Annotated in this window: 20 protein-coding genes and 1 pseudogene; 10 read left to right on the forward strand and 11 right to left on the reverse strand. The window is 72.8% G+C overall.

All coding sequences use genetic code 11. The features are described from left to right. The first annotated feature begins 64 nt into the window (after nt 1–64). Nucleotides 65–1,828 (forward strand): aspartate--tRNA ligase, encoded by a 1,764-nt coding sequence (aspS, locus tag ABT288_RS14645; protein WP_351606807.1) that lies wholly within the window; start codon nt 65–67, stop codon nt 1,826–1,828. A gap of 62 nt (nt 1,829–1,890) precedes the next feature. On the opposite strand, the gene ABT288_RS14650 is transcribed toward aspS, so the two are convergent. Beyond that, nucleotides 1,891–2,574, reverse strand: a complete 684-nt coding sequence (locus ABT288_RS14650) for a nucleotidyl transferase AbiEii/AbiGii toxin family protein (RefSeq protein WP_351606810.1) — start codon at nt 2,572–2,574, stop codon at nt 1,891–1,893. Nucleotides 2,575–2,669: 95 nt separating this feature from the next. Here ABT288_RS14650 and ABT288_RS14655 point away from each other — a divergent pair, with 95 nt between their 5' ends. Together ABT288_RS14655 and ABT288_RS14660 are read left to right on the forward strand one after the other, a co-directional pair. Then, on the forward strand, nt 2,670–3,017 hold the full coding sequence (locus ABT288_RS14655; RefSeq protein WP_351606812.1) for a DoxX family protein: 348 nt from the start codon (nt 2,670–2,672) through the stop codon (nt 3,015–3,017). A 94-nt stretch (nt 3,018–3,111) separates the two neighbouring features. Next, nucleotides 3,112–3,481 (forward strand): annotated as a pseudogene (locus tag ABT288_RS14660) (pectate lyase family protein); the annotation flags it as partial. A gap of 18 nt (nt 3,482–3,499) precedes the next feature. Here the strand turns inward: ABT288_RS14660 and ABT288_RS14665 are convergent. The 6 genes from ABT288_RS14665 to ABT288_RS14690 form a co-directional block, all read right to left on the reverse strand. After that, entirely contained in the window at nt 3,500–3,781 is a 282-nt protein-coding gene (locus ABT288_RS14665; protein WP_351606815.1) for a hypothetical protein, read from the reverse strand. Nucleotides 3,782–3,860: 79 nt separating this feature from the next. Beyond that, entirely contained in the window at nt 3,861–5,477 is a 1,617-nt protein-coding gene (metG, locus tag ABT288_RS14670) for a methionine--tRNA ligase (protein WP_351606818.1), read from the reverse strand. A gap of 90 nt (nt 5,478–5,567) precedes the next feature. Continuing rightward, complete coding sequence (locus ABT288_RS14675; protein ID WP_351606820.1) at nt 5,568–7,112, reverse strand: VWA domain-containing protein; 1,545 nt, start codon at nt 7,110–7,112, stop codon at nt 5,568–5,570. Nucleotides 7,113–7,185: 73 nt separating this feature from the next. Continuing rightward, on the reverse strand, nt 7,186–9,129 hold the full coding sequence (locus tag ABT288_RS14680; protein WP_351606822.1) for an FUSC family protein: 1,944 nt from the start codon (nt 9,127–9,129) through the stop codon (nt 7,186–7,188). A gap of 126 nt (nt 9,130–9,255) precedes the next feature. Further along, nucleotides 9,256–10,242, reverse strand: a complete 987-nt coding sequence (locus ABT288_RS14685; RefSeq protein ID WP_351606824.1) for a hypothetical protein — start codon at nt 10,240–10,242, stop codon at nt 9,256–9,258. A gap of 276 nt (nt 10,243–10,518) precedes the next feature. Beyond that, the gene (locus ABT288_RS14690) at nt 10,519–11,001 is read right to left on the reverse strand and encodes a hypothetical protein (protein ID WP_351606826.1); all 483 of its coding nucleotides are present in this window, start codon (nt 10,999–11,001) and stop codon (nt 10,519–10,521) included. 162 nt (nt 11,002–11,163) lie between these two features. Between ABT288_RS14690 and ABT288_RS14695 the strand changes: the two genes are divergently transcribed. Then, a complete protein-coding gene (locus ABT288_RS14695) occupies nt 11,164–12,318 on the forward strand; it encodes a PP2C family protein-serine/threonine phosphatase (protein WP_351606888.1) in 1,155 nt (384 codons plus the stop codon). A 119-nt stretch (nt 12,319–12,437) separates the two neighbouring features. Continuing rightward, a complete protein-coding gene (locus ABT288_RS14700; RefSeq protein ID WP_351606829.1) occupies nt 12,438–13,547 on the forward strand; it encodes a hypothetical protein in 1,110 nt (369 codons plus the stop codon). Nucleotides 13,548–13,553: 6 nt separating this feature from the next. Here ABT288_RS14700 and ABT288_RS14705 read toward each other — a convergent pair whose 3' ends face one another. Both ABT288_RS14705 and ABT288_RS14710 read right to left on the reverse strand, forming a co-directional pair. Next, nucleotides 13,554–14,798 (reverse strand): amidohydrolase, encoded by a 1,245-nt coding sequence (locus tag ABT288_RS14705; RefSeq protein WP_351606832.1) that lies wholly within the window; start codon nt 14,796–14,798, stop codon nt 13,554–13,556. A 39-nt stretch (nt 14,799–14,837) separates the two neighbouring features. Further along, nucleotides 14,838–15,092, reverse strand: coding sequence for a hypothetical protein (locus ABT288_RS14710; RefSeq protein WP_351606835.1), 255 nt, complete (start codon nt 15,090–15,092; stop codon nt 14,838–14,840). Between the two features lie 113 nt (nt 15,093–15,205). Here ABT288_RS14710 and ABT288_RS14715 point away from each other — a divergent pair, with 113 nt between their 5' ends. Then, entirely contained in the window at nt 15,206–16,549 is a 1,344-nt protein-coding gene (locus tag ABT288_RS14715) for a helix-turn-helix domain-containing protein (RefSeq protein WP_351606891.1), read from the forward strand. A gap of 10 nt (nt 16,550–16,559) precedes the next feature. Here ABT288_RS14715 and ABT288_RS14720 read toward each other — a convergent pair whose 3' ends face one another. Then, nucleotides 16,560–17,351, reverse strand: a complete 792-nt coding sequence (locus tag ABT288_RS14720) for a hypothetical protein (RefSeq protein ID WP_351606838.1) — start codon at nt 17,349–17,351, stop codon at nt 16,560–16,562. Between the two features lie 335 nt (nt 17,352–17,686). On the opposite strand from ABT288_RS14720, the gene thrS reads away from it, so the two are divergent. From thrS to ABT288_RS14735, 3 genes are all read left to right on the forward strand, one after another. Further along, nucleotides 17,687–18,928 (forward strand): threonine--tRNA ligase, encoded by a 1,242-nt coding sequence (gene thrS, locus ABT288_RS14725; RefSeq protein ID WP_351606840.1) that lies wholly within the window; start codon nt 17,687–17,689, stop codon nt 18,926–18,928. A gap of 57 nt (nt 18,929–18,985) precedes the next feature. After that, nucleotides 18,986–19,954, forward strand: coding sequence for a nucleoside hydrolase (locus ABT288_RS14730; protein WP_351606842.1), 969 nt, complete (start codon nt 18,986–18,988; stop codon nt 19,952–19,954). Nucleotides 19,955–20,055: 101 nt separating this feature from the next. Continuing rightward, nucleotides 20,056–21,711, forward strand: coding sequence for a glycoside hydrolase family 13 protein (locus tag ABT288_RS14735; RefSeq protein WP_351606845.1), 1,656 nt, complete (start codon nt 20,056–20,058; stop codon nt 21,709–21,711). On the opposite strand, the gene ABT288_RS14740 is transcribed toward ABT288_RS14735, so the two are convergent. Next, a complete protein-coding gene (locus ABT288_RS14740) occupies nt 21,708–22,448 on the reverse strand; it encodes a DUF4142 domain-containing protein (protein ID WP_450858667.1) in 741 nt (246 codons plus the stop codon). The two genes, ABT288_RS14735 and ABT288_RS14740, sit on opposite strands and share 4 nt — an antisense overlap. A 237-nt stretch (nt 22,449–22,685) precedes the next feature. Between ABT288_RS14740 and ABT288_RS14745 the strand changes: the two genes are divergently transcribed. Continuing rightward, a complete protein-coding gene (locus tag ABT288_RS14745) occupies nt 22,686–23,372 on the forward strand; it encodes a DUF6445 family protein (protein WP_351606847.1) in 687 nt (228 codons plus the stop codon). Nucleotides 23,373–23,375 lie beyond the last annotated feature (3 nt).

The raw sequence follows: 23,375 nt of genomic DNA on the forward strand, positions 1-23,375 counted from the left end.
CTTGGGGTGGCCTAGGCCGTACCCGCCTGGCGACACCCGATCCGCAAAGACTGGATGAACGACGATGCATCGGTACAGGTCCCACACCTGCGGCCAGCTCCGCGCCTCTGACGTCGGCACCGACGTCCGGCTGAGCGGCTGGCTGCACAATCGGCGCGACCTGGGCGGCATCCTCTTCATCGATCTGCGCGACCACTACGGCATCACCCAGCTGGTCGCCCGCCCCGGCACGCCCGCGTACGAGGCCCTGGACACGATCTCCAAGGAGTCCACGGTCCGCGTCGACGGCCGCGTTGTTTCACGTGGAACCGAGAACATCAACCCCGACCTGCCCACCGGTGAGGTCGAGGTCGAGGTGGCCGAGGTCGAGCTGCTGGGCGCCGCCGCGCCGCTGCCGTTCACGATCAACACCGAGGACGGCGTCAACGAGGAACGCCGCCTGGAGTACCGCTTCCTGGACCTGCGCCGCGAGCGCATGCACCGCAACATCATGCTGCGCACCCAGGTCATCTCGGCGATCCGGCACAAGATGGCCGCGATGGGCTTCAACGAGATGGCGACCCCGATCCTGTCCGCCACCTCCCCCGAGGGCGCGCGCGACTTCGTGGTCCCCTCGCGCCTGCACCCCGGCAGGTTCTACGCGCTGCCGCAGGCCCCGCAGCAGTTCAAGCAGCTGCTGATGATCTCCGGCTTCGACCGCTACTTCCAGATCGCGCCCTGCTTCCGCGACGAGGACGCCCGCGCCGACCGCTCGCCCGGCGAGTTCTACCAGCTCGACGTCGAGATGAGCTTCGTCGAGCAGGAGGACGTCTTCCAGCCGATCGAGAAGCTCATGACCGAGCTGTTCGAGGAGTTCGGCGGCGGCCGGCATGTCACCTCCCCCTTCCCGCGGATCCCGTTCCGCGAGGCGATGCTGAAGTACGGCTCCGACAAGCCGGACCTGCGCGCCAAGCTCGAACTGGTCGACATCACCGACGTCTTCGAGGGCTCGGGGTTCAAGGCGTTCGCCGGCAAGCACGTGCGCGCGCTGGCCGTCCCGGCCGTCCAGGACCAGCCGCGCAAGTTCTTCGACCAGCTCGGCGACTTCGCCGTCTCGCTGGGCGCGAAGGGCCTGGCCTGGGTCCGCGTGGGCGAGGACGGTTCCCTCTCCGGCCCGATCGCGAAGTTCCTCACCGAGGACGACGTCGCCGAGCTGACCAAGCGCCTGTCGCTGGCCCCCGGCCACGCCGTCTTCTTCGGCGCGGGCGAGTTCGACGAGGTCTCCAAGATCATGGGCGCGGTCCGCGTCGAGGCCGCCAAGCGCGCCGGCCACTTCGAGGAGGGCGTCTTCCGCTTCTGCTGGATCGTCGACTTCCCGATGTACGAGAAGGACGAGGAGACCGGTGCCATCGACTTCTCGCACAACCCCTTCTCCATGCCGCAGGGCGGCCTGGAGGCCCTCCAGACCCAGGACCCGCTGGACATCCTGGGCTGGCAGTACGACATCGTCTGCAACGGCGTCGAGCTGTCCTCCGGTGCCATCCGAAACCACGAGCCGGAGATCATGCTCAAGGCCTTCGAGATCGCGGGCTACGACCGCGAGACCGTCGAGGAGAAGTTCGCGGGCATGCTCCGCGCGTTCCGCTTCGGCGCCCCGCCGCACGGCGGCATCGCCCCCGGCGTGGACCGCATCGTCATGCTCCTCGCGGACGAGCCCAACATCCGCGAGACGATCGCCTTCCCGCTCAACGGCAACGCCCAGGACCTGATGATGGGCGCCCCGACCGAGCTGGAGGAGGCCCGCCTGCGCGAGCTGCACCTGAACATCAGGAAGCCGCAGCCGAAGTAGTACGGCACAGGAGCCAAGGGCGAGGCCCGGAACCCGGCGTGGGGTTCCGGGCCTCGCCGTCGTCAGTCCCCGTCCTCCGCGTCGGGCGACGCGCCGTCCTCCAGCAGGCGCTCGGCGATGTCGTCGGACCACTGCTGGGCCCAGGCGCGCAGGGCGGTGACCTCGGCCTCCTGCAGGCCGTACCGGAGGAAGTCCACGTCGGCGTAGAAGTCGGTGCCCGTCAGCCGGGACTGCAGCGTGGGCAGGTCGAACGGGTCGTGGGCGTGCCGGCGGCCCAGCTCCTCCAGCTCGGGCAGGGAGAAGCGGCCGGCCGCGGCCCGCGCGTCGATCAGGTCGACGGCCGCGCCCCGGTCGTACAGCGCCCGGATCTTCGTGCCGACGGCGTCCTCCAGGGAGAGCGCCGGGCCGTAGGCGGTGAGGTCCGGCGGCTGCCAGAAGGCCTCCTTGTGCAGCGCGAGGGCGCACGGCTCACCGGTCGGCGGGTCGGTGACGGTCAGCTGCGCGGTGAGCGCGGAGACGGCACCGGCCCGCACCTGCCGGCCTCGGGCCTCCAGGGCGGCGCCGACCGCGGCGGCGATCCGGTCCATGCCCTCGGAACTCTCGGTGGCGAAGTCGAGGTTCGCGTGCGGACGCGCCACCAGACCGTGCGCCTCAAGGGCATATCCACCGGCGAGCACCAGCCCGTACGGACCGCCCGCGGTGACGGCGTCGGCGAGGAGCCGGTGGTGGGGTTCGGGGACGTTCAAGATTTTTTCCGGGTTCCTGTCACACGGGCGCGGGCTCAGGGTTCAGAGAGGTGACCGCACTTCTTCGATCGCTCGATGCTCGATGGGAGCCTCTCATGCGTACCGCTCAGATCGTCGTCACCCTGCTCGCCGCGCTGATGGCCGGTTTCTCCGGTGCCGTGCTGCTGCTGCGGGCCCAGTGGATCGTCAAGGCGCTCACCGACTACCGGGTGCCGCAGTCGTGGTGGACCCTGCTCGGCGTGGCCAAGGCCGCCGGGGCGGTGGGGCTGGTGGCCGGGCTGTTCGTGCCGGTGATCGGGGTGCTGGCCGGGATCGGGCTGGTCCTCTACTTCCTCGGCGCGGCCGTCACCGTGGCCCGCGCCCGCTGGTACTCCCACATCCCCTTCCCGCTCGTGTACGCCGCCCCCGTCGTCGGCGCGCTCGTCCTCGGGTACGCCTCCTGAGCCGGAGATTCTTAACCCGAGGCTCAACTTCCTTGCGGGCGGCGGCCGCTGAGGAGTCGTCAGGCATGTTCAGCACACCCTTGAGGACTCCTCCGTGGCTGCTCCCTCCCACCGCCGGTCTCTCCGCAGGCGGCGCACCCTCGCCGTGTCCGCCGCCGTCGTGGCCGCGGGCGTCGGTGCCGGGGGTGTTCGTGATGAACGCGAACGCGACCGCCCCCGACCTCTACCACCAGACGCTCCCCGCCAAGGACGGCTGGGCCGCCTCCGGCACCGGGACCACCGGCGGCTCGAAGGCCGACTCCGCGCACACCTTTACCGTCTCCACCCGCGCCCAGCTGGTGAAGGCCCTGGGCTCCGCCTCCGACACCACGCCCCGGATCATCAAGGTCAGGGGCACCATCGACGCCGACACCGACGACAGCGGCAGGAAGCTCACCTGCGCCGACTACGCGAAGGGCACGGGCTCATGATCGCACCGCGGGTCAGGCTTCGGCCCGGTCCGCGGTGGTCCCCGCGTCCTCGGCGAAGAGGTCGTCGACGCTCTCCGCGTGGGGCGTCCGGTCCAGCCAGCGGATGAGGAGGCCGGGGTCGGTGCAGCCTGCGATGCGGTCCCGGGCCTCCTTGGGGACGGAGATCCCCTGTGCTTCGAGGAAGCGAAGGATCGCCTTGGCCTCGCCCTTGGCCTGGCCTTCCAGATAGGTCTCCTCCAGTCGGGCCGGAGTGTCTCCCAGGCCGATCTCGGTGAGGAGCTCCGGGCTGTCCACGCCTTCTCGTTGGCGCTTGCGAACGCGCAGAGGCCCGGAAACCTGGCGTTTCCGAGCCTCTGCGCGTTGCGTGGGTGGGTTACGCGGTGGGCTTCTCCTCCAGGCGGGGGAAGAGGACCGCGCCCTTGGTGACGGTGGAGCCCGTCGGGAGCTTGCCCCACTCGCCGGCTTCCTGGACCTTCTGGTCCGCGAGGGCGCCCAGGGACGCCTCGGCGCCGAGGGAGTCCCAGAGCTTCTGCGAGGTCTCCGGCATGACCGGGTTGAGCAGGACGGCGACCGCGCGGAGGGACTCGGCGGCGGTGTAGAGGATGGTCGCGAGGCGGGCCTTGCCCTCCTCGGACTCGTCCTTGGCCACCTTCCACGGCTCCTGCTCCGTGATGTAGCCGTTGACCTGCTTGACGAAGTCGAAGACGGCCAGGATGCCGCCCTGGAAGTCCAGCTCCTCGCCGATCTTCCGGTCGGCCTCGGCGACCGCCTTCGCGAGCCCGTCGTGGACCGCCTTCTCGGCCTCGCCGTCCGCGGTCGCCTCGGGCAGCGTGCCGCCGAAGTACTTGCCGACCATGGCGGCCACGCGGGAGGCGAGGTTGCCGTAGTCGTTCGCCAGCTCGCTCGTGTAGCGGGCGGAGAAGTCCTCCCAGGAGAAGGAGCCGTCCTGGCCGAAGGCGATGGCGCGCAGGAAGTACCAGCGGTAGGCGTCCACGCCGAAGTGCGAGGTGAGGTCCTGCGGCTTGATGCCGGTCAGGTTCGACTTCGACATCTTCTCGCCGCCGACCATCAGCCAGCCGTTCGCGGCGACCTTGTGCGGCAGCGGCAGGCCCTGGGCCATCAGCATGGCCGGCCAGATCACAGCGTGGAAGCGGAGGATGTCCTTGCCGACCAGGTGGACGTCGGCCGGGAAGGTGGTCTCGAACTTCTCCGGGTTCTCGTTGTAGCCGACCGCTGTGGCGTAGTTCAGCAGCGCGTCGACCCACACGTAGATCACGTGCTTGTCGTCCCAGGGGATCGGGATGCCCCAGTCGAACGTCGAGCGGGAGATGGAGAGGTCCTGCAGGCCCTGGCGGACGAAGTTCACGACCTCGTTGCGCGCGGACTCCGGCTGGATGAAGCCGGGGTTCGCCTCGTAGTGGGCGAGGAGCTTGTCGCCGTACTCGCTCAGCCGGAAGAAGTAGTTCTCCTCGCTGAGGATCTCCACGGGCTTCTTGTGGATCGGGCACAGCTTCTGGCCTGCGAATTCACCCTCGCCGTCGAGCAGCTCGCCCGGGAGCTTGTACTCCTCGCAGCCGACGCAGTACGGGCCTTCGTAGCCGCCCTTGTAGATCTCGCCCCTGTCGTACAGGTCCTGCACGAACTCCTGGACGCGGTCGGTGTGCCGCTTCTGCGTGGTGCGGATGAAATCGTCGTTCGCGATCTCCAGGTGCTCCCAGAGAGGCTTCCAGGCCTCGGTGACGAGCTTGTCCGCCCACTGCTGGGGCGTCACCCCGTTCGCCTCGGCCGTGCGCATGATCTTCTGACCGTGCTCGTCCGTGCCGGTGAGGTACCACACCTTCTCACCACGCTGGCGGTGCCAGCGGGTGAGCACGTCGCCTGCGACGGTCGTATAGGCGTGGCCCAGGTGAGGAGCGTCGTTGACGTAGTAGATGGGCGTGGAGACGTAGAACGCCTTACCCGCCTGCTTCTCGGATCCAGTGGCCGCCATAAACCGGAATCCTACTGGGCTCGCGGTGATCGACTCACACGCGTTTCGGGGGGTGGACGGGGTGGCCCACCCCCCGGGGGGGTGCGGAGCCTACGGCCGCCAGGCGGCGAGTACGCCCTCGTACAGCTCGGTGTCCGTCAGCTCGCGGGGGGTGGGGCCCGCGTGGAAGAAGGACGCGTTGGCGGTCTTCAGCTTGCGGAGGTAGTCGAAGGCCTTGTTGTCGTGCTCTCCGAAGGCGACGAAGGAGAAGAAGACGGCGGGGTGGGTCTTCGCGGCTTCGGTGAGGGACTGGGTGGCGGGGGTCTTCGCGTCGGGTGCGCCGTCCGTCTGGAAGATCACCAGGGCGGGGGTGGTGTCCGTGGTCTTCTCGTAGTGGGTGAGTACGGCCTCCACGGCGGCGTGGTAGCTGGTACGGCCCATGCGGCCGAGGCCGGCGTGCGCGTCGTCGATCTTCGATTCGTGGTCCGGGGTGAGGGTGAGGTCGGTGGTGCCGTCGATCTCCGTGGAGAAGAAGACGGTGTGGACCGTGGCCTCGGGGTCCAGGTGGGCGGCGAGGGCGAGGGTCTGGTCGGCGAGAGCCTGGGCGGAGCCGTCCTTGTAGTACGGCCGCATGCTCGCGGAGCGGTCGAGGACGAGGTAGACCTTGGCGCGGGTGCCGGTGAGGTCCTTCGCCTTCAGGGTGGCCGTGGCGGCCTTGTAGGCGGTGGCGAGCGACGGGGTGCGGGACCTGACCTTGGCGAGGGAGGTGGCGGGGGTCTTCGGCGTGGGGGCGGTTGCCTCCGGCGTGGGGGCGGTTGCCTCCGGCGTGGGGGCCGGGGCGTCCTCGCCGTCGGCGGCCTGCGGGGCCGCCGTCTCGTCGGACGCCGTCTGCTCCTCGGCTTCAGCTGCTTCCGCGGCCTGCGGCTCGGTCTGCTCCGCTTCAGCTTCCTGCGCGACCTCGGGCTTGGCCTGCTCCTCGACGGCAGCGGTCTCTACGGCCTGCGGCTCGGTCTGCTCCGCTTCAGCTTCCTGCGCGACGTCGGGCTTGGCCTGTTCCTCGACGGCAGCGGTCTCTGCGGCCTGTGGCTCGGTCTGCTCCGCTTCAGCTTCCTGCGCGACCTCGGGCTTGGCCTGTTCCTCGACGGCAGCGGTCTCCGCGGCCTGCGGCTCGGCCTGTTCCTCGGCTTCAGCTGCCTGGGCGAGCTCCGGCTCGGCCTCCGGCGTGGTGCCCGCCTCGGCCGTCTCCTCGGGCTCGGCCTTCTCGGTGACCGGCTGCTCGGGCTCGGCGTTCGCGGTGACCGGCTGCTCGGGCTCGGCGTTGTTCTCCGGCTCCGGCTCCGGCTCCGGCTCCGGCTCCGGCTCCGGCTCCGGCTCCGGGGTGGTGGTGTTCTCGGGGTGCTCCTCGGGCTCCGGGTTCGGCTCGGTCTTCGGTGGAGCTGCCGGGTGGGGGACCTTCACGTTGTCGAAGGCCGCTGACACGAGGTCGTGTTCCGCGGAGGAGGAACGGCGGGGTTCAGGGACCGTGGGGTCGGCCGCAGTGGGCGTGGGCTGGGGGGTTTCCGGCTGCGCCGGCAGGCGGTCCGCACCCTCTGCCTCGATGGCGCGTCCCTTGCGGGAGCGGCTGAATGCGTTCCGCAGGAGAGTGAGAATGCCCATGAGTGCAACCCTTCGCGTGAGTTGATCCACGTCGATCCCTGGCCAGGACGGACACGTAAGGTTAGCGAAGCACTCAGTGGGGGGAAGCGATCGACCGGGCCGCAGCGACCTCCTGGCGCAGGGGCTCCAGGACGCTGCCCGCGGGACCGGTGAGGTCCGTGCGGACCGGGGTGAGGATTTCCGCGTCCCGTACGCCCTCCGACAGCTCCCGGAGCTGCAGCACCACCTGGGCGATCTCGGCCGGGGCCGGGGGCGGTGCCCCGTGCCGTACGCGTACGCGCGCGGCTGTGGTCGCGTCGACGATCCGTTCCACCGCTACGACCAGCGGCCACCACGCGGCGGCGCGGCGGCCGGTCGGCGGTGGTTCGGTCAGGGCCCGCTGGAACTCCGTACGGATCACCGACAGGTCGCGGTAGAGGCGACGGCGCATGCGGGCCCGGGCGGCGGGGTCCCCGTCGGTGGCGAACGCCGTCTCCACGTACCGCGCCGTGTCCGCCACCGCGTCGGCCAGGCGGTCGCCGACCCTGGTGCGCCAGCTCTCCGGCCACAGGAGGTAGCCGGCCGTCAGTGCGATCGCGCAGCCCAGGAGGGAGTCCGCCAGGCGGGGCAGCAGCAACGCCGTGCCCTGGTGGTTCAGGATGTCCGAGAGGAGGAGGATCACCGGGGTGATCGCGGCCGTCTGGTAGCCGTAGCCCCGCGGGGTCAGGGCCGGGATGAGGGGGGCCAGGACCAGCATCGCCACCACGTCCCACCAGCCCAGCGGGACCTCCGCCAGGACCACCGCCGCGATCAGCAGGCCCGCCACCGTGCCGAGGGCGCGCAGCAGGGCGCGGGAGAAGACCGAGCCGAAGTCGGGCTTGAGGACGAAGGTGATCGTCAGGGCCACCCAGTAGGAGCGGGGAACGGGGATCAGCGACACCAGGGCCTGGGCGATGCCGATGCAGACCGCGAGGCGCAGGCCGTAGCGCCAGGAGTTGGCCGAGAGGACGACGTTGCGGGCCGCTCTGGCTGTGCGGATGCCCAGTGCTGCCGGGCGGCCCAGGCGGTCGTCGATGCCCCGGGGGTCCACGTCGGGGGCAGTCACCACCTCGGCCGTGTGGCGCAGGGCGTGGTCCACCGCCCGGGCGGTCTCCGTCGCCGGTTCCGGGAGGTCGAGGGCCATCGGGCCGGTCCGGCCCGCCTCGACCGCCTGGGCCAGGTGGCGGACCGTCTCCGGGATCCGGGCCGGCAGGGGGCGGGCCGCCAGGTGGGCCGCGGGGGCCGCCTCCACCACCGGGATGACGGCGTTCAACTGGGCCAGCAGGCGGGTGAGTTCGCGGCTGCGGCCGTGGTGGCGGGCGCGCCGGGCCAGGATCAGGTCGTAGGACTGGTTGAGGGACTGGGTGACGGACCGGCGGGCCTCGTCGTACTCCTCGGTGCGGTCCGTGCCGGAGACGGTGAGGAGCGTGGCGACGGAGCGGTAGGCGTCCGCCACCGCCGCGCGTTCGGGCACGCCCGAGCGGAACGGCCAGGCCAGCAGGGCGAGGAGGAGGACCAGCAGGCCGCCGCCCGTCATCAGGGCCGGGGCCAGCCACCAGGGGTGGGGGAGCGGGAGACCGGCGCCGATCACGCAGTTCAGCAGGAGGAGCAGGCCGGAGACCGAGGCCACCGCGCCGATCGTCGAGATCATGCCGGAGAGCAGGGCGACCCCGGTCACCACGGCCACCGCGTACCAGCCGTGGCCGTACACCAGCGTGCCCAGCGTCACGCCGACCGCGCCGAAGAGCTGCGGGACGGCGATGTTGAGGATGCGCATGCGGTAGGCGTCGGCGGTGTCGCCGATGACGCCGGACAGGGCGCCCATGGAGGCGAGGGCGCCGTACGCCGGGTGGCCGGTGGCGAGGCCGGCCGCCAGGGGGAGGGCCATCGCGACGGCGGCGCGGGCCATGGCGGCCTTGTTGACGGGGGCCTGCTGCGGGCGGAGGTTCCGGACCAGCCAGTCGGGAGGGGTGAGGCCGATGGGGAACTCTCGCGACATGCGGCCATTATCGTCGGTTCGTTCCCGACCGGCCGGAGTCGTCCCAGGTCCGCGCCCCTGGCCGGAACTCCGCGCGTGTATCCACAGGCTGGGGACAAGTGCGCGCCGGGACGTGTGCCCGGGTCGTCAGGCCTGGGCCCGGGTCGCTGTCCGGGCCGGGGCGGGGGGTGGGGGCGATACCGGTGGGGCGGAGGGGTGGGGGGTGGGTGCGGGGCGGAGCAGCCGCGGACGGCCGGTCGGGCTCGAACGGCGGGGCAGGTGCGGACGGCGGGTCAGCCAGGCGGTCAGCGCCACCGTGAGGCCCAGGCCGAGCAGCAGCCAGGCCGTCGCGCGCAGGGTGCCGGTGAGGGCGTCGTAGACCGCGCCGGCCGCCGGATGGGGCACGTCGGCGGGCAGGCCGGCGAGGGTGAGGCCGCGGCCGGCGGCGAGGGCCAGGGCGAGCAGTGCGCCGCCCAGGGCCGTGCCCAGCGCGGTCGCGGCGACGGCGCGGCGGCGGTGGACGGCGAGGGCGATCCCGGTGGCGGCGAAGGCTACGGCCGCCACCGGCAGCCAGAAACCGGCGACTTCGAGCACGTGGAAACCCTTCCGGAAGGAGGCCAGTTCGCCCGCCGGGAGCACGGAGACCGCGGTGTGCTCCACCGGGATCCGCGCGGCGAGCGGCACATGGTCCCGGGTCAGCTGACGCTTGACCTGGTCGGTGACGGCGGCGAGGTCGACGGTGACCGGCCGCCCGGCCGCCCCGCCGTCCTCCTCGTCGCGCAGGGCGCGCAGGATCGCGTCGTGGGTGACCCGGTTGCCGGTGTCCCAGGCCAGCCGGAACGCCTCGGTCTGGGTGAAGGAGCGCACCGCGTCCCGCACGAACGGGCGGACGGAGTCCCCCGCCGGGCGGACGTCCAGATGCTGGCCCACCGCGCGCAGGATGCCGTCACCGACCGTGTCCACGACGGCCTCCCGCACGTTCGGGTCGGCGGCCAGCGGCGCCATCGTGGTGACGTACCGGCCCGTGTCGACGAGCCCGTACGCCGCCCAGGCCGCCAGCGCGCCGAAGGGCACGAGGAGGCAGGCGAGGGCGAGCAGTACGGCCGACAGGGCGCTCCTGAGACGTGGGGGCACGCTTTCAGACAACGGCCCCGCGGGCGCGGGCGCGAGCGGGACGCGTCCGTTCGGGCGAGGACCTGCGCCCCTTGGCGGAACCGGCCCGCACCGGCCGAGCGGACCCGCGCCCCTTGGCGGAGCCGGGGACTCCGATCTCCGGTGGAGGGTTCACCCGAACGGGTGTTTCCTGGTGTTGGGGGGAGGAGACCGGTGCAAGGCCGGGACGAGGGAAGTGGGGAACACGGGGGAGGCGTGGGTCCCGTCCCACCGGGACCCACGCCCACATCCTCGCGGCTAGCGGACCCGCCGCCCGAACGCGTCCTCGCGCGTGTAGTAGCGGTAGAAGAACGAGCCGAAGGTGCACCCCGCGACGAGCAGCGACATCATCACGGACCGCCAGACCGAGTGCGGCGTCTGGATGTACAGGAAGCCGAACGCGATACCGGTGAACGCCGACCACAGCAGCGCGTGCACCTCCCGCGTCATCCGCGGGGCCAGCCTCAGCAGCGCGATCGACACCACCGCGAACACCAGCGCGCTGAGCCAACCGAGCAGCAGGTTCCCGCCGGTGATGGGGCCGCCCTGGCGGGCGTCGGCCGCTACCCAGTAGCCGTAGACCAGGCCCAGTACGACCGGGACGGCGAAGTGGGCGATGCGGTGGGTGCGCGCGCCGAAGACGTCGGGCGGACGGGTGCGCCGTCCGCCGGGAAGCCGTTCCCCGATCTCCCTGCGGCCGGGGCGGGACATGCCGCCGGGCACGGGTGCCGCTTGAGCCATGAGAGCACTCCTCTCTCCTCGCCCCCGCCTTCCAGAGCACACCGGGGGACGGGGCCTGGCAAGTCGGCCAGGAGAGTGACGGGTGCCCGGATGCGGCGGGTTGTCTCGCGTGTTTCGCTGGGAGACGCCGAGAGACATGGAGGGCTGCCCGCCGTGACGGAGATGGAGTACGGGCGGCGGCGCCAGCTGCTGCGCGTGCGCGGCCGGAACGTCGCCTGGGTGCCGCCCCTGTTGCTGCTCGTCGGCATCGTGCTGCTGGACTTCAACACCACCGAGCGGTTCCGGATCGTCTCCTGGATCGTGCTGGTCCCCGGTACGGCCGCCGCGATCTGCGGGGTGTGGACGACGTGTGCCTTCGCCGTGCTCGCGGTGGTGACGTACGTGGCCGTCGACAGCGCCTGGCCCGACCAGTACCGGGCCGGTCTCGGCGACTTCGTCCTGGTGGCCCTCGGCGGCATGCTGGCCGTGGTGGCCTGTGCCGTGCGCCTGCGCAAGGAGCGGCAGACCCTGCACATCCAGGACATCGCCGAGACCACCCGCCGTACCGTGCTGCGGCCGCTGCCGCCGCGCTGGGGCGGGCTGGAGCACGCCGGGGTGTATCTGGCGGCCGACGTCGAGGCCCGGGTCGGCGGCGACTTCTACGACATCCAGCCCGGCCCGCACGGCACCCGCCTGCTCGTCGGCGATGTGCAGGGCAAGGGGCTCGGCGCGGTGGAGACCGCCGCCGCGCTGCTCGGCACGTTCCGCGAGGCCGGCTACCACGAGAAGGACCTCGCGACCGTCGCCGAGCGCCTGGAGATCCGGATGCTGCGGCACCGCCGGCACACCACCGCGCTCGGCCGCGCGGACGGCGACCGGTTCGCCACCGCCGTGCTGATCGGCTTCCCCGAGGACGCCCCGGAGACCATCGAGGTCGTCAACTTCGGCCACGAGGCCCCGCTCGCCGTCGGCCCGGGCGGAGTGCGCGAGCTGCCCAGCGGCGACGGGCTGCCGCTCGGCCTGGCCGACCTGGTGGGCGGTCTGCCGCCCGTGCACCGGGTGCCGCTCGCCGCCGACGAGACCCTGCTGCTGGTCACCGACGGGGTGACCGAGGCCCGCGACCGGCGGGGCACCTTCTATCCGCTGGACCGGGAGCTCGCGTCCGCGGTCGCCGCCGGGGCGGGCCGCCCGGACCCCGGGCTGCTGGTCCGGCTGGTCCGCGACGGCGTGCTGCGGCACTGCGGCGGCCGGCTGGTCGACGACACCACGGTGTTCGCCGTGCGGCGGATGCGGGAGGCGGCGGGCGAAGACGGCGAAGGGGGACGTTTGCGGTCCTGAGGCGTTCCCGGGGCGCGCGTGTGCGGCCGCAGCGGTTACGGTGCTGGCTGGAGAGCGTGCGGAGCCGACCAGGCTCGGCAGGGTCGCCAGGGCCGACAGGGGCTACAGGGGGAGGACCGATGCCCGGAACCGTGCTGCTGCTCGCGGCCTCGCCGCTCGGCCGGGGGCGCCTGGTGGACGCGGCCGGTGTGCTGCCGGTGCTGGCCGCCGTCGCCCCCGCCGTGCTGTCCGGCACCGACACCGCCAACGTCGTCGAACTCGCCGATCCGCTGGAGCCGCAGGCCGTACTGACCCGGCTGCGTGCCGCCGCGGCCGCGCCCGGGCCGCTGACCGTGTACATCGCCGGGCAGCTGCAGCTGGACCGCCGGCAGCGGCTGCCGCATCTGGCGCTGGCGCGCACCACCGCGGCGACCGTCCGCTACACCGCGCTGCCCTGGCACTGGATACGGGAGGAGCTGCGGTTGCGCTCCGCCGCGGACACCGCGCTGGTCGTGGACCTGCACGCGGATGCGGAGGCGTGGAGTTACGTCGCCGAGCGCGGCCTGGACTGCGGTGCCAGTGCCGCCGTTCACGGTCGTGTGGCGCCGGGGTCCGGGCGGCGCGGGGTGGCCGAGCCGGCGTACATGAAGGCGGTGGCCACGTTGCTGCGCAGTGGGCACCGGCCGCCGCTTCCCCGGTTGCACGAGCAGGCGTTGGGGCGGATCGCGGAGTCGAGTGCCGGGCGTGACCTGGTGCTGGCCGTCCCCGGGGGCCCCGCCCCCAGACCCCCGTTCGCCGTCGAGCCGGACCCCCGCGCCACCGGAGGGGACCCCCACGCCGCCATCAGCGCGGCCGTGCGGGACGGCCGGCACGGTGAGGCCGATGCGCTTGCCGCCCGGCATGAGCAGCTCGCCGTGCGTGCTCATGGCGCGGCCTCCGACGAGGCGCTGCACTGGGCCGAAGTCCGGGCGGACCTCGCGATGTTCGCGGGGGACGCGGTGCGCAGTTGCCGGGCCTGGCTCGCGGTGGCCGGGGTGCGGCTGGCCGCCGGGCAGGCGGTGGACGCGCCCGCCGTGGAGGCGGCCGTGGACCGGGCGCACCATCAGTGGGGCCGGATCACGGACGCGGCGGCTGCCCGTGAACTCGGGCCCGCGCTCGCGCAGTTGCGGCTGCGGGTGCCGGGTCGCCGGCAGGGCGCGCTGGAGAACGTGCGGCGGCAGCTGCACCAGCTCCAGGCGGCGGCCCGGTAGGTCCCGTCACGCCACCGGCAACAGCGCCAGCGCCCCGGAGACCAGCGTGCGCACGCCGGGGCCGATCACGGACAGGTCGGGCGCGAAGTGCGGGCTGTGGTTGCTCGGTACGGCCGCGAACTTCTCCGGGAAGGTGTCGCCGGGGGCCTGGTCCCACACCTGGGCCGGGGTGGTGGTCACGAACCAGTACGAGTACGGGATGGCGCCGTCGAGCGCCAGCGCGGGGAAGTCCTCGCTGCCCATCGCCGGGCCCGGGTCGAACACGGTGCCCGCGCCGAAGACCTCGCCGTGCACGGCGGCCACCGTGCTGTCGGTGGGCGCGTCGTTCACGGTCAGCGGGAAGGTGTTGCCGATGGTGATGTCGGGCTCGCGCGGGCAGCCGGCGGCCAGGCACTCGCCGTGCGCGATGCGCCGGATCGCGGCCAGCATCCGCTGCCGTACCTCCTCGGACTGGCTGCGCAGGTTCAGCGAGATCCGGGCCTCGGACGGGATGATGTTGTGCCGGGTGCCGGCCTCGATCCGGCCCACGGTCAGCACGGCGGACTCGCCGGCCGCGAGCTCCCGGGAGACGACCGTCTGCAGGCGGGTGACCAGGTAGGCGGCGGTCACCACCGGATCCACGGTCGCCTCCGGCCGCGAACCGTGCCCGCCCCGGCCGTGCACCACGATGTCCACGTCCGTCGCCGCCGACATGATCAGGCCCGGCGCGTGCGGGTACAGGCCCGCCGGGCCGGGAGCGGCATGCTGCCCGAGCAGCACGTCCGGCCGGCCGAACCGCTCGTACAGTCCGTCCGCGACCATCCGGGCCGCGCCCTGCCCGGTCTCCTCGGCGGGCTGGCCCACCACCAGCAGGGTGCCCTGCCAGGTGTCCCGCCCGGCGGCCAGTGCCTCGGCGGCGCCGGTCAGCCAGGTGACGTGCAGGTCGTGCCCGCACGCGTGCATCACCCCGTCCGCCTCCGAGGCGTACGGCAGCCCGGTGGCCTCCTCGACCGGCAGCGCGTCCATGTCGGCCCGCAGCAGCACCGTCGGCCCGTCGCCGTTGGCCAGCCGGCCCACGACCCCGGTGCCGCCGACGCCCTCGACGGTCTCGAACCCGGCGCCCTTCAGCCGCCCGGCCAGCGTCCCGGCGGTGCGGTGCTCGCGCAGGGACAGCTCGGGGTGGCGGTGCAGGTCGCGGTAGAAGTCCTCCCACCGCGCCACCGGCAGGTCGGAGGTCAGGTCCAGGGCGGTGCGGGCGGCGGCAGAGGTCATGGTCGGCAGCGTAGGCCTCCGGCGGTGCGGCGAACAGTGTCACCTGTGCGCAGTCGAGCCGTTGCTCTCGGCCATGCCGTGGGAGGCAGTCCGGACCTGACCCGCGCCCAGTGGCGTACGGGCTGCCTTCGTCCGTGCTTCCATGTGCTGGGCCTGGGCCGTCGGCCGGGGTTCCGCCGCCCGGGCCGGGCCCGCGTTCGCCGCGAGGATCAGGGCCGTCGCGGCGATCACCGCGGCGGCGACGGCCCTGCGTGCGGTGGTGTTTCCGTAGGGTTCGGATGTGCGTCCGGGCACGGTGACCTCGCAACACAACAGCGACGTATTAAGCACACTTAATCCGCCGTTTAACCTAGGGGTTGAACGGGCCCAACGGCAAGGGGCTCCAGGGGAGTTGGGGGTTCGGCGCGATGCGGGAACGGGACGACCCTGCGGTCATCGGACGGCGCGTACAGCAACTGCGCAACCAGCGCGGGCTGACCCAGCGGCAGTTGGCGGAGCCCGCCTACACCCCCGCGTACATCTCCACCCTGGAGGCGGGCCGGGTGCGGGCCTCCGACGAGGCGCTGCGGCACATCGCCGGCCGGCTCGGCGTCGCCTTCGAGGAGCTGGCCGTCGGCCGCCCCGCCCACCTCGCCACCGACCTGCGCCTGCGCCTCACCGAGGCCCAGCGGGTCCTCGCCGACGGCAGGGCCGAGGAGGCCGCCGGCGCGTACGCGGCGCTGCTCGCGGAGGCCGAGACCCACGGACTGGGCTCCGAGCAGGCCACCGCGCTGCTCGGCCAGGGCGAATGCGCCCTGGAGACAGGTGAGCTGGAGAAGGCGCGGGAGTCCTTCGAGCGCGCCGAGGCACACCTCGCGGACGAGTCCCTGCCGGTGCGCGTCCCGGCGGTCCGGGGCCGTGCGGTGGCGCACTACCTGGCCGGCGAACTCCGCTACGCCGTCTACCTGCTGGAATCGACGCTGGACGAACTCAACCGCGGCGGACTGCACGACCCCGACGCCCTGCTCCTGCTCTACGCCAGCGTGATCGGCCCGTACATGGACATGGGCGCGCACGCCCGGGCCGCCCAGGCCGCCGAGCTCGCCCTCGCGCTCGCGCCGCAGGCCGGCGACCCCGCGCTGATCGCCCGGATGCACCGGTCGGTGGCCCGCACCCTGATCGCCGAGGGCCGGGTCACCGAGGCCGACGCCTCCCTCGCCAAGGCGGCCGAGCTGTACCGCCGGCTGCGCCTGCGCACCGAGCTGGCCAACTGCCACTGGATGCGCGGCTACGTCTGCGCCCAGAACGGCGACCTGGAGCGGGCCGAGGCCGAGTTGCGCCAGGCGCATGCCATGCTCGCCGAGTCCCGGGCCGCCCTGTACCGCAGCCAGGCCGCCGTGGAACTGGCCGACGTGCTGCACCGCCGGGGCAAGTCGGAGGAGTCCGCCGTACTCCTGGAGGGCGTCCTCGGCGACTTCTCCTCCGAGCGCGGCGCGGTCCACGCCGCCGCTGCCCACCGCCTGCTCGGCATCATCGCCGAGGACGCCCGGGACACCGAGGCCGCCGAGGAGCACTACGTCCGCGCCCTCAGCATCCTGGAACGCGCGGGCGCCGTCGGCGACCTGGCCGACCTGTGCCGCCTCCTGGGCGACCTGCTGCGCCGCACCGGCCGTGTCGAGGCCGCCCTGGACGCCTACCGCACCGGCCTCGGCCACCGTACGACCCCGGGGACGACGACCCTGGGCCCGGCGCCGGCGCAGCCGCCGCTGTAGACGTCGAGGGTCACACCTGTGCCCTTCCCTGCTTGCGGATGTCCGTCAGGCGCAGGGCGCCGATCTGGACGGCGGCCTGGGTCGCGTCGTTCGGGACGTCGCCGAGTCCGCCGTTGGTGAGGGCGAACGCGTCCGGGCCGACCCGGACGGCGGCCACGTCCAGCGTGAGCACGGCGTGCCGGTTGTCGGAATCGGTGGCGGCGAGGCTGACCCGCAGGCCCTGGCGCGCGTCCCCGACCTGCGGCAGCGGGGCGTCGGTGACCTGGACGTCCTCCGTGATCCCGGTCCCCGTGGTGGCCGTGAAGCGCGCGCACTGCGCCGGCATCGACTTCAGCCAGGCGAGGGCCGCGTCCACGTCGGCGGGGCGGCGGGCGGCTATCTGGTAGCGCAGCTGGGCGTTGGTGTCGGGGTCGTCCAGGCCTACGGCGACGCGGGCGGGGCCGCCGAGGAGTTCGTCGGTGTAGAGGGCGTCCAGCAGCCGCTGGCACGCGCCGGCCGAGGTGGACGCCTTCAGCAGCTGGTCCCGCCAGGTGGCCGCCCCGCGGGTCGCCGTCCAGGGGGCGCCCAGGTCGTTCTCGTTGAGGAGGGCGGCCTGCGCCTGCTCGTCGGTGAGGGTGGAACCGTCGGGCCGCGTGGACGTCTTCGACGACGGCGACGGCTTGTCGATCGTCGGCAGGGGCGGGGTCGCGGTCTCCGGCTGGTTCAGAGCGAGGGCCGCGCAGCCGCCCATGGCGAGGAGACCGGCGAGAGTGACCCAGAGCGGGAGGCCGCGGGGGCGTAGCGCGTCGTGCAGAGAGGTCATCGAGGTGCCTCCGGGGCTGCGGCCGGTGGGTTCCTGCTGATGTGGTGCCTGATCTCACGGCACCACCGCCCCGACCGGGCCACCAGCGCTCCCGGGCCGTCCGGGTGAGTGGTCCGCGGAATCCGGGTGGGCGGTCGCGGAAATGGAGGCGACCTGTCGCTCGCGCGCCTGTTACGGTTGGCCCATGCAGCGCGCCCAGCAGTGCCCGAAGAGCACGACGACGCCGGAGACCGTCCCGGCGCGCTGACACCTGACCAGCATCGAAGCCCCGGGGCGAACGCCCCGGGGCTTCGGCGTTCCGTGGGCGTTCGCCTCCCGCAGCGAGGAGACCCCCCGTGAACGCCAACGCCCCACTCCCCGACCACCGCCGCCTCGGCCGCGAGCTCGGTCTGTTCGACACCGACCCGCTGATGGGCGCGGGCCTGCCGTACTGGCTGCCGGACGGCGCGGTCGTACGGCACACCCTGGAGGAGTACATCCGCGAGGCCGAACGCCTGGCCGGGTACCGGCACGTGTACTCGCCCGCGCTCGGCAAACGGGAGCTGTACGAGATCTCCGGGCACTGGGACCACTACAGCGACGACATGTATCCGCCGATGAAGCTGGGCCCCCACGGGTCCGAGGAGGTCGTGCTGCGGCCCAGCCTGTGCCCCCACCACGCCCTGATCTACCGCTCCCGCTCCCACAGCTACCGGGAACTTCCGCTGCGCATCGCCGAGTTGGGCAGCATGCACCGCGCCGAGCTGTCCGGCGTCCTCGGCGGCCTGACCCGCGTCCGCGCCATCCAGCTCAACGACGCCCATATCTTCTGCACCCTGGACCAGGCGGTTCAGGAGGCCCGCGCCGCGCTGGAGCTGATCGCCCGCGCCTACGCCGACCTCGGCATCGAGGCGGTACGGCACCGGCTGTCGCTGCCCGGGGAGGGCGGGAAGTACGTCGCCGATCCGGAGCTGTGGCGCCGGGCCACCGAGCTGCTGCGGGAGGTCCTGGACGCGTCCGGCGTGGCGTACGAGGAGGCGGAGGGCGAGGCCGCCTTCTACGGCCCGAAGATCGACGTGCAGATCGCCGACCCGGCCGGCCGCGAGTCCACCCTGTCCACCGTGCAGATCGACTTCCACCAGCCGGCCCGCTTCGACCTGCACTACATCGGCGCGGACGGCGCCCGGCACCGCCCGGTCATGGTGCACCGCAGCATCATCGGCAGCGTCGAGCGGGCCGTCGCCCATCTGATCGAGGCGCACGCCGGCGCCTTCCCGGCCTGGCTGGCCCCGGTGCAGCTGGCCGTCCTGCCGGTCGGCGAGGAGCAGCTGGAGCAGGCGGCGCAGGTCGTGCGCCAGGCCGTGGAGATGGGGCTGCGGGCCGAACTCGCGGGTCCGGAGCAGGGCAGTCTCGGCGCCCGGATCCGCGCCGCGCGCCTGGTGCCGTACCAGGCGGTGATCGGCGCCCGTGAGGCCGCGGCGGGCCTGGCCGCCCTACGGCTGCGGGACGGCCGCCGGCCCGGCGGGCTGCCGGTGCCGGAGCTGCTGTCCCGGATCGCCGGACGGGTGGCCGCGCGCGGCACCGCCCTGTGGGAGTGACCGGCCTGTGGGAGTGGCCGTACTGATCTAAGGTCGGCTTGACGGAAGGAGTCCGCCGTGACAGGTCAGCCCATCCCCGTGATCATCGACTGCGACACCGGTGTCGACGACGCCCTCGCCCTGCTGCTGGCCGTGCGCCACCCGGGTCTCGATCTGCGGGCGGTGACCTGCGTGGCCGGGAACACGGACGTCGACGGCGTGGTCCGCAACACCCTGACCGTGCTGGAGCAGGCGGGCGCCCCGGACATCCCGGTGGGCCGGGGCGCCGAACGCCCGCTGATCGAGCCGGCCCGCCCGGCGAAGCACGTGCACGGCTCCGACGGCATGGGCGACCTGGGCCTGCCCGCGCCGAGACGCAGCGCGTCCGGGCTGGACGCCGTATCCCTCCTCCACCGCGAGATCCTGGCCTCGCCGCGCCCGGTCACCCTGATCCCCACCGCGCCCCTGACCAACATCGCCCTGCTCCTGCGCACCCATCCGGAGGTGACCCGCAACATCGAGCGGATCGTCTTCATGGGCGGCGCGGTGGCGGTCGGGAACGCCACGCCGGTCGCCGAGTTCAACGTCTGGCACGACCCGGAGGCGGCGGCGATCCTGCTCACCGCCGGCGTGCCGATCACGATGTACGGCCTCGACGTCTTCATGCAGGTCGTCGTGGACGCGGCGGACGTCCACCGGATGCGCGCGAGCAGCGACCCCGGCACCCGGCTGGCCGGTGAACTCCTCGCCCACCGGCCGACCACCCAGGGCGAGGCCCCCGAGGCCGAGGAGGCGGGCGGCCTCGGCGACGCGGGCGCGGTGTGCGCGGTCGCCGACCCGCAGGGCATCACCACCCGCCTGCTGCCGGTCGAGGTCGCCCTCGCCCCCGGCCCGGCCCGGGGGCAGACGATCGTCGACCGCCGTCCCCGCCCCGGCGAGTCCGAGATCCACGAGGGCAGACGTGAACAGGCCCTGGTGGACGTGGCGTTGGAGGTCGACGTGGACCGTTACGTGAAGCTGTACCTGCAGACGGTGGAACGGCCTTAGGCCGCGTCGCGCCCCAGCGGGGTGGCACTCGCTCGTAAGGTTCCTTTCCGGGCAATGTGGACAGATTCCCTGTATCGTCCTCCTTCCCGAAGGGATCCCGTATGGCAGAGCGCTCCCCCGACCTCTCCTCCAAGAACCCCGACTGGTGGCGGCAGGCCGTCATCTACCAGGTCTATCCCCGCAGCTTCGCCGACGCAGACGGCGACGGACTCGGCGATCTGCGCGGCATCATCCAGCGCCTGGGCCACCTCGCCGGGCTCGGCGTCGACGCCCTGTGGCTGAGCCCCTTCTACCCCTCGGAACTCGCCGACGGCGGCTACGACGTCGCCGACCACCGGGACGTGGACCCCCGCCTCGGCACCCTGGACGACTTCGACGCCCTGGTCGGCGAGGCCCACCGGCTCGGTCTGAAGGTCGTCGTCGACATCGTCCCGAACCACACCTCGCACCAGCACCCCTGGTTCCAGGAGGCCCTGCGCGCCGCCCCCGGCTCCCGGGCCCGCGAGCGCTACGTCTTCCGCCCCGGCCGGGGCGCACACGGTGAACTCCCGCCCACCGACTGGCAGTCCGTCTTCGGTGGCAGCGCCTGGAAGCGGACCCCGGACGGAGAGTGGTACCTGCACCTCTTCGCCCCCGAACAGCCCGACCTGAACTGGGACGACGACGACGTCCGCGCCGACCTCCGCACCACGCTGCGCTTCTGGTCCGACCGGGGCGTCGACGGCTTCCGTGTCGACGTCGCCCACGGCCTCGCCAAGGACCTCGCCGAGCCGCTGCGGGACATCGGGAACATCGGCGCGACCGGCGAGGAGTCCCTGCCGCTCGTCGCGCCGGGCAGCCACCCGTACTGGGACCGCGACGAGGTCCACGAGATCTACCGGGACTGGCGCAAGGTCTTCGACGCCTACAGCCCGCCGCGCACCGCCGTCGCCGAGGCCTGGGTCCCGGGCCCCCGCCGCGCGCTGTACGCCCGCCCCGACGAACTCGGCCAGGCCTTCAACTTCGAGTACCTGGAGACCCGTTGGGACGCCGGGGAACTCCGCCGGGTCATCACCGACGAGCTGGCCACCGCCCGGGTCGCCGGCACCACCGCCACCTGGGTGCTGTCCAACCACGACGTCGTACGCCACGTCTCCCGGCTGATGCTGCCGCCCGGCACCGACCCGGCCGCCTGGCTGCTGTCCGGCGGCACCGCGCCCGCGATCGACCCCGGGGCCGGGCTGCGCCGGGCCCGCGCCGCGACCCTGCTGATGCTCGCGCTGCCCGGATCGTCGTACCTCTACCAGGGCGAGGAACTCGGCCTGCCCGAGGTCGCCGACCTGCCCACCGAGGTGCTGCAGGACCCGATCTGGGAACAGACCGGCCATGTCCGCAAGGGCCGCGACGGCTGCCGGGTGCCCCTGCCGTGGACGGCGGACGGACCGTCGTACGGCTTCGGGCCGGGCGGCGCCTGGCTGCCGCAGCCGTCGTCCTTCGCCGCGTACGCCGTCGAGGCGCAGACCGAGGCCGAGGACTCGACCCTGGAGCTGTACCGCACCGCCCTGCGGCTGCGCCGCAAGCTGCTGGAGGGCGAGACGCTGACCTGGATGCCGGACGCCCCCGCCGGCGTGCTGGACTTCACCCGCTGCGAGGGCTGGCGCTGCGTGACCAACCTCGGCGACGGGCCGGTACGGCTGCCGCCGGGCGAGGTGCTGCTGACCAGCTCCCCGCTCGGCGGCAGGACCCTCCCGCCGGACACGACCGTGTGGCTGGCCTAACCCGCCGTCGGGGCGGGGCTGGCCCCCGGACTCGGGCTCGTGCCGCCGCTGCCGCCGGTCAGCCCGCTGAGGTCGGCGGGCGTCGACGTGGGGTTCGGCGGCGGGGTGAGCACCACCTCCGGCTGACCGGCGGCCGGGGGTGGCGGGGTCAGGTCGGAGTCGGGCAGCTTGGGCGGGGTGGTCTGCTGGAAGAGGGTCTGGTCGAAGTCGACCAGACCGGTCTTCTCCATCACCGTCATATGGTCCAGCACGGTGTTGTTGGCCTGGTCGGCGAGGGCGCGCACCAGCGAGTTCTTGGTGGTGGAGCGGATCTTCGAGATCGTGTTGAAGATCGCGCCGTGCGTCATCCGCAGGATGTTGGCGAAGTCGCTGTCGAACTTCTTCCCGCTGTCCGCCTTCAACTGGCTGACGAAACCCTGCTGCTGGGGGCTGGGCAGGTTGGGCAGCGTGATGTTCAGCATCGGCGCGATCTTGCGGCAGGTGGTGTCCAGGGCCGCGTGCCCGTCGACCAGGTGCTTGCTGGCCGTGATGACCGCCGGTGCGGTGCCCTTCTGCAGACCCATCTGCCCCACCGGGTACTCCCACAGACCGGCGGCCCGCACCTTCACCACGAAGTCCCGGTCCTGCTCGGTGAGCGGCCCCCACTGGGTGTTGGCGATGACGCGGTCCTGCGCGGTGGTCACCTTGGTCAAGCCGAGCATGCTCGGGTAGGCGAGTGCCGCGAGGGTCACGGCCATCGCACCACCCACGAAGAGCGTTCCCGTCGCGTTCCGCGAAAAGCGCACCGTTCCTCCTGCCCGGTCGTGGATCCCGCCCACGGTGACGGCGCGGGGCGGTTCGGACGCACAGCAGTACGGATGCGGACGCCGAACGTATCGGTGCGGCAGGTAAAGATTTGTATCTGTGCGGCGGGTAAAGAAGAGTTGACCATTCCTCGGGAGAGGCGAGACGAAACCCCGGCATAGATTCGCCGCATGCCCCCACAGCCACCGCCCCGCATGCCCGCCGCCCTTCCCGTCCTGCCCTACCGCAAGCCCACCAAGGGCCGCGACTACTGGGTCTTCGACGACGTCCTGCCCGGCGCGGACGCCGTACGGGAGCGGTGCCTGGCCAAGGACGACTGGGTCGAGGGCTACCCGTACACCTCCGAGACCTGGCCCGGTCTGCGCGCCATGCCCGGTCTGGAGCCCGGTGAACTCGCCCGTGTCGAGGACCTGGTGAAGAAGGCCACCGGCGCGAAGAAGCTGTGGGTGCAGCAGGCGCCCGGCGGCGGCACCCTCAACCACAACTGCGTCCAGGTGGTCGGCGAGGGCGAGAGCGAGCCCCGCCCGCACACCGACTCCCGCGCCCTGTGCCGGTACGCCGCCGTGCTGTACCTGAACCCCGGTGTCCCCAAGGACTGCGGCACCGCCTTCTACCGCCAGTCGCTGCCCGGCGGCCGGCTCGGCGGCAACATCGTCCAGGCCCCGCACAACAACCTCGTCGAGGCCCTCGGCACGAGGTTCGTCCCGGCCGACCACTTCGAGGAGGACGTCCGCGTCCCCCACAAGTACAACCGCCTCCTCCTCTACAACGCCAACCTCGTGCACAGCGCGACGGGTTACTGCGGCAAGGAGCTGGCGGAGAAGCGGATGACGGCGGTGTTCTTCTGGATGGCCTGACGG

The sequence above is a fragment of the Streptomyces sp. NPDC001093 genome (genome assembly GCF_040298985.1).
In the GTDB taxonomy this organism is placed as follows: Bacteria; Actinomycetota; Actinomycetes; order Streptomycetales; family Streptomycetaceae; genus Streptomyces.

Coding starts and splice junctions, on each gene's coding strand:
- ABT288_RS14695 (WP_351606888.1), top strand. CDS start 11,164: ATGGAGTACGGGCGGCGGCGCCAGCTGCTGCGCGTGCGCGGCCGGAAC.
- aspS (WP_351606807.1), top strand. CDS start 65: ATGCATCGGTACAGGTCCCACACCTGCGGCCAGCTCCGCGCCTCTGAC.
- ABT288_RS14700 (WP_351606829.1), top strand. CDS start 12,438: ATGCCCGGAACCGTGCTGCTGCTCGCGGCCTCGCCGCTCGGCCGGGGG.
- ABT288_RS14705 (WP_351606832.1), bottom strand. CDS start 14,798: ATGACCTCTGCCGCCGCCCGCACCGCCCTGGACCTGACCTCCGACCTG.
- ABT288_RS14715 (WP_351606891.1), top strand. CDS start 15,206: ATGCGGGAACGGGACGACCCTGCGGTCATCGGACGGCGCGTACAGCAA.
- ABT288_RS14740 (WP_450858667.1), bottom strand. CDS start 22,448: ATGGCCGTGACCCTCGCGGCACTCGCCTACCCGAGCATGCTCGGCTTG.
- ABT288_RS14690 (WP_351606826.1), bottom strand. CDS start 11,001: ATGGCTCAAGCGGCACCCGTGCCCGGCGGCATGTCCCGCCCCGGCCGC.
- ABT288_RS14675 (WP_351606820.1), bottom strand. CDS start 7,112: ATGGGCATTCTCACTCTCCTGCGGAACGCATTCAGCCGCTCCCGCAAG.
- ABT288_RS14720 (WP_351606838.1), bottom strand. CDS start 17,351: ATGACCTCTCTGCACGACGCGCTACGCCCCCGCGGCCTCCCGCTCTGG.
- ABT288_RS14680 (WP_351606822.1), bottom strand. CDS start 9,129: ATGTCGCGAGAGTTCCCCATCGGCCTCACCCCTCCCGACTGGCTGGTC.
- metG (WP_351606818.1), bottom strand. CDS start 5,477: ATGGCGGCCACTGGATCCGAGAAGCAGGCGGGTAAGGCGTTCTACGTC.
- ABT288_RS14745 (WP_351606847.1), top strand. CDS start 22,686: ATGCCCCCACAGCCACCGCCCCGCATGCCCGCCGCCCTTCCCGTCCTG.
- ABT288_RS14655 (WP_351606812.1), top strand. CDS start 2,670: ATGCGTACCGCTCAGATCGTCGTCACCCTGCTCGCCGCGCTGATGGCC.
- ABT288_RS14735 (WP_351606845.1), top strand. CDS start 20,056: ATGGCAGAGCGCTCCCCCGACCTCTCCTCCAAGAACCCCGACTGGTGG.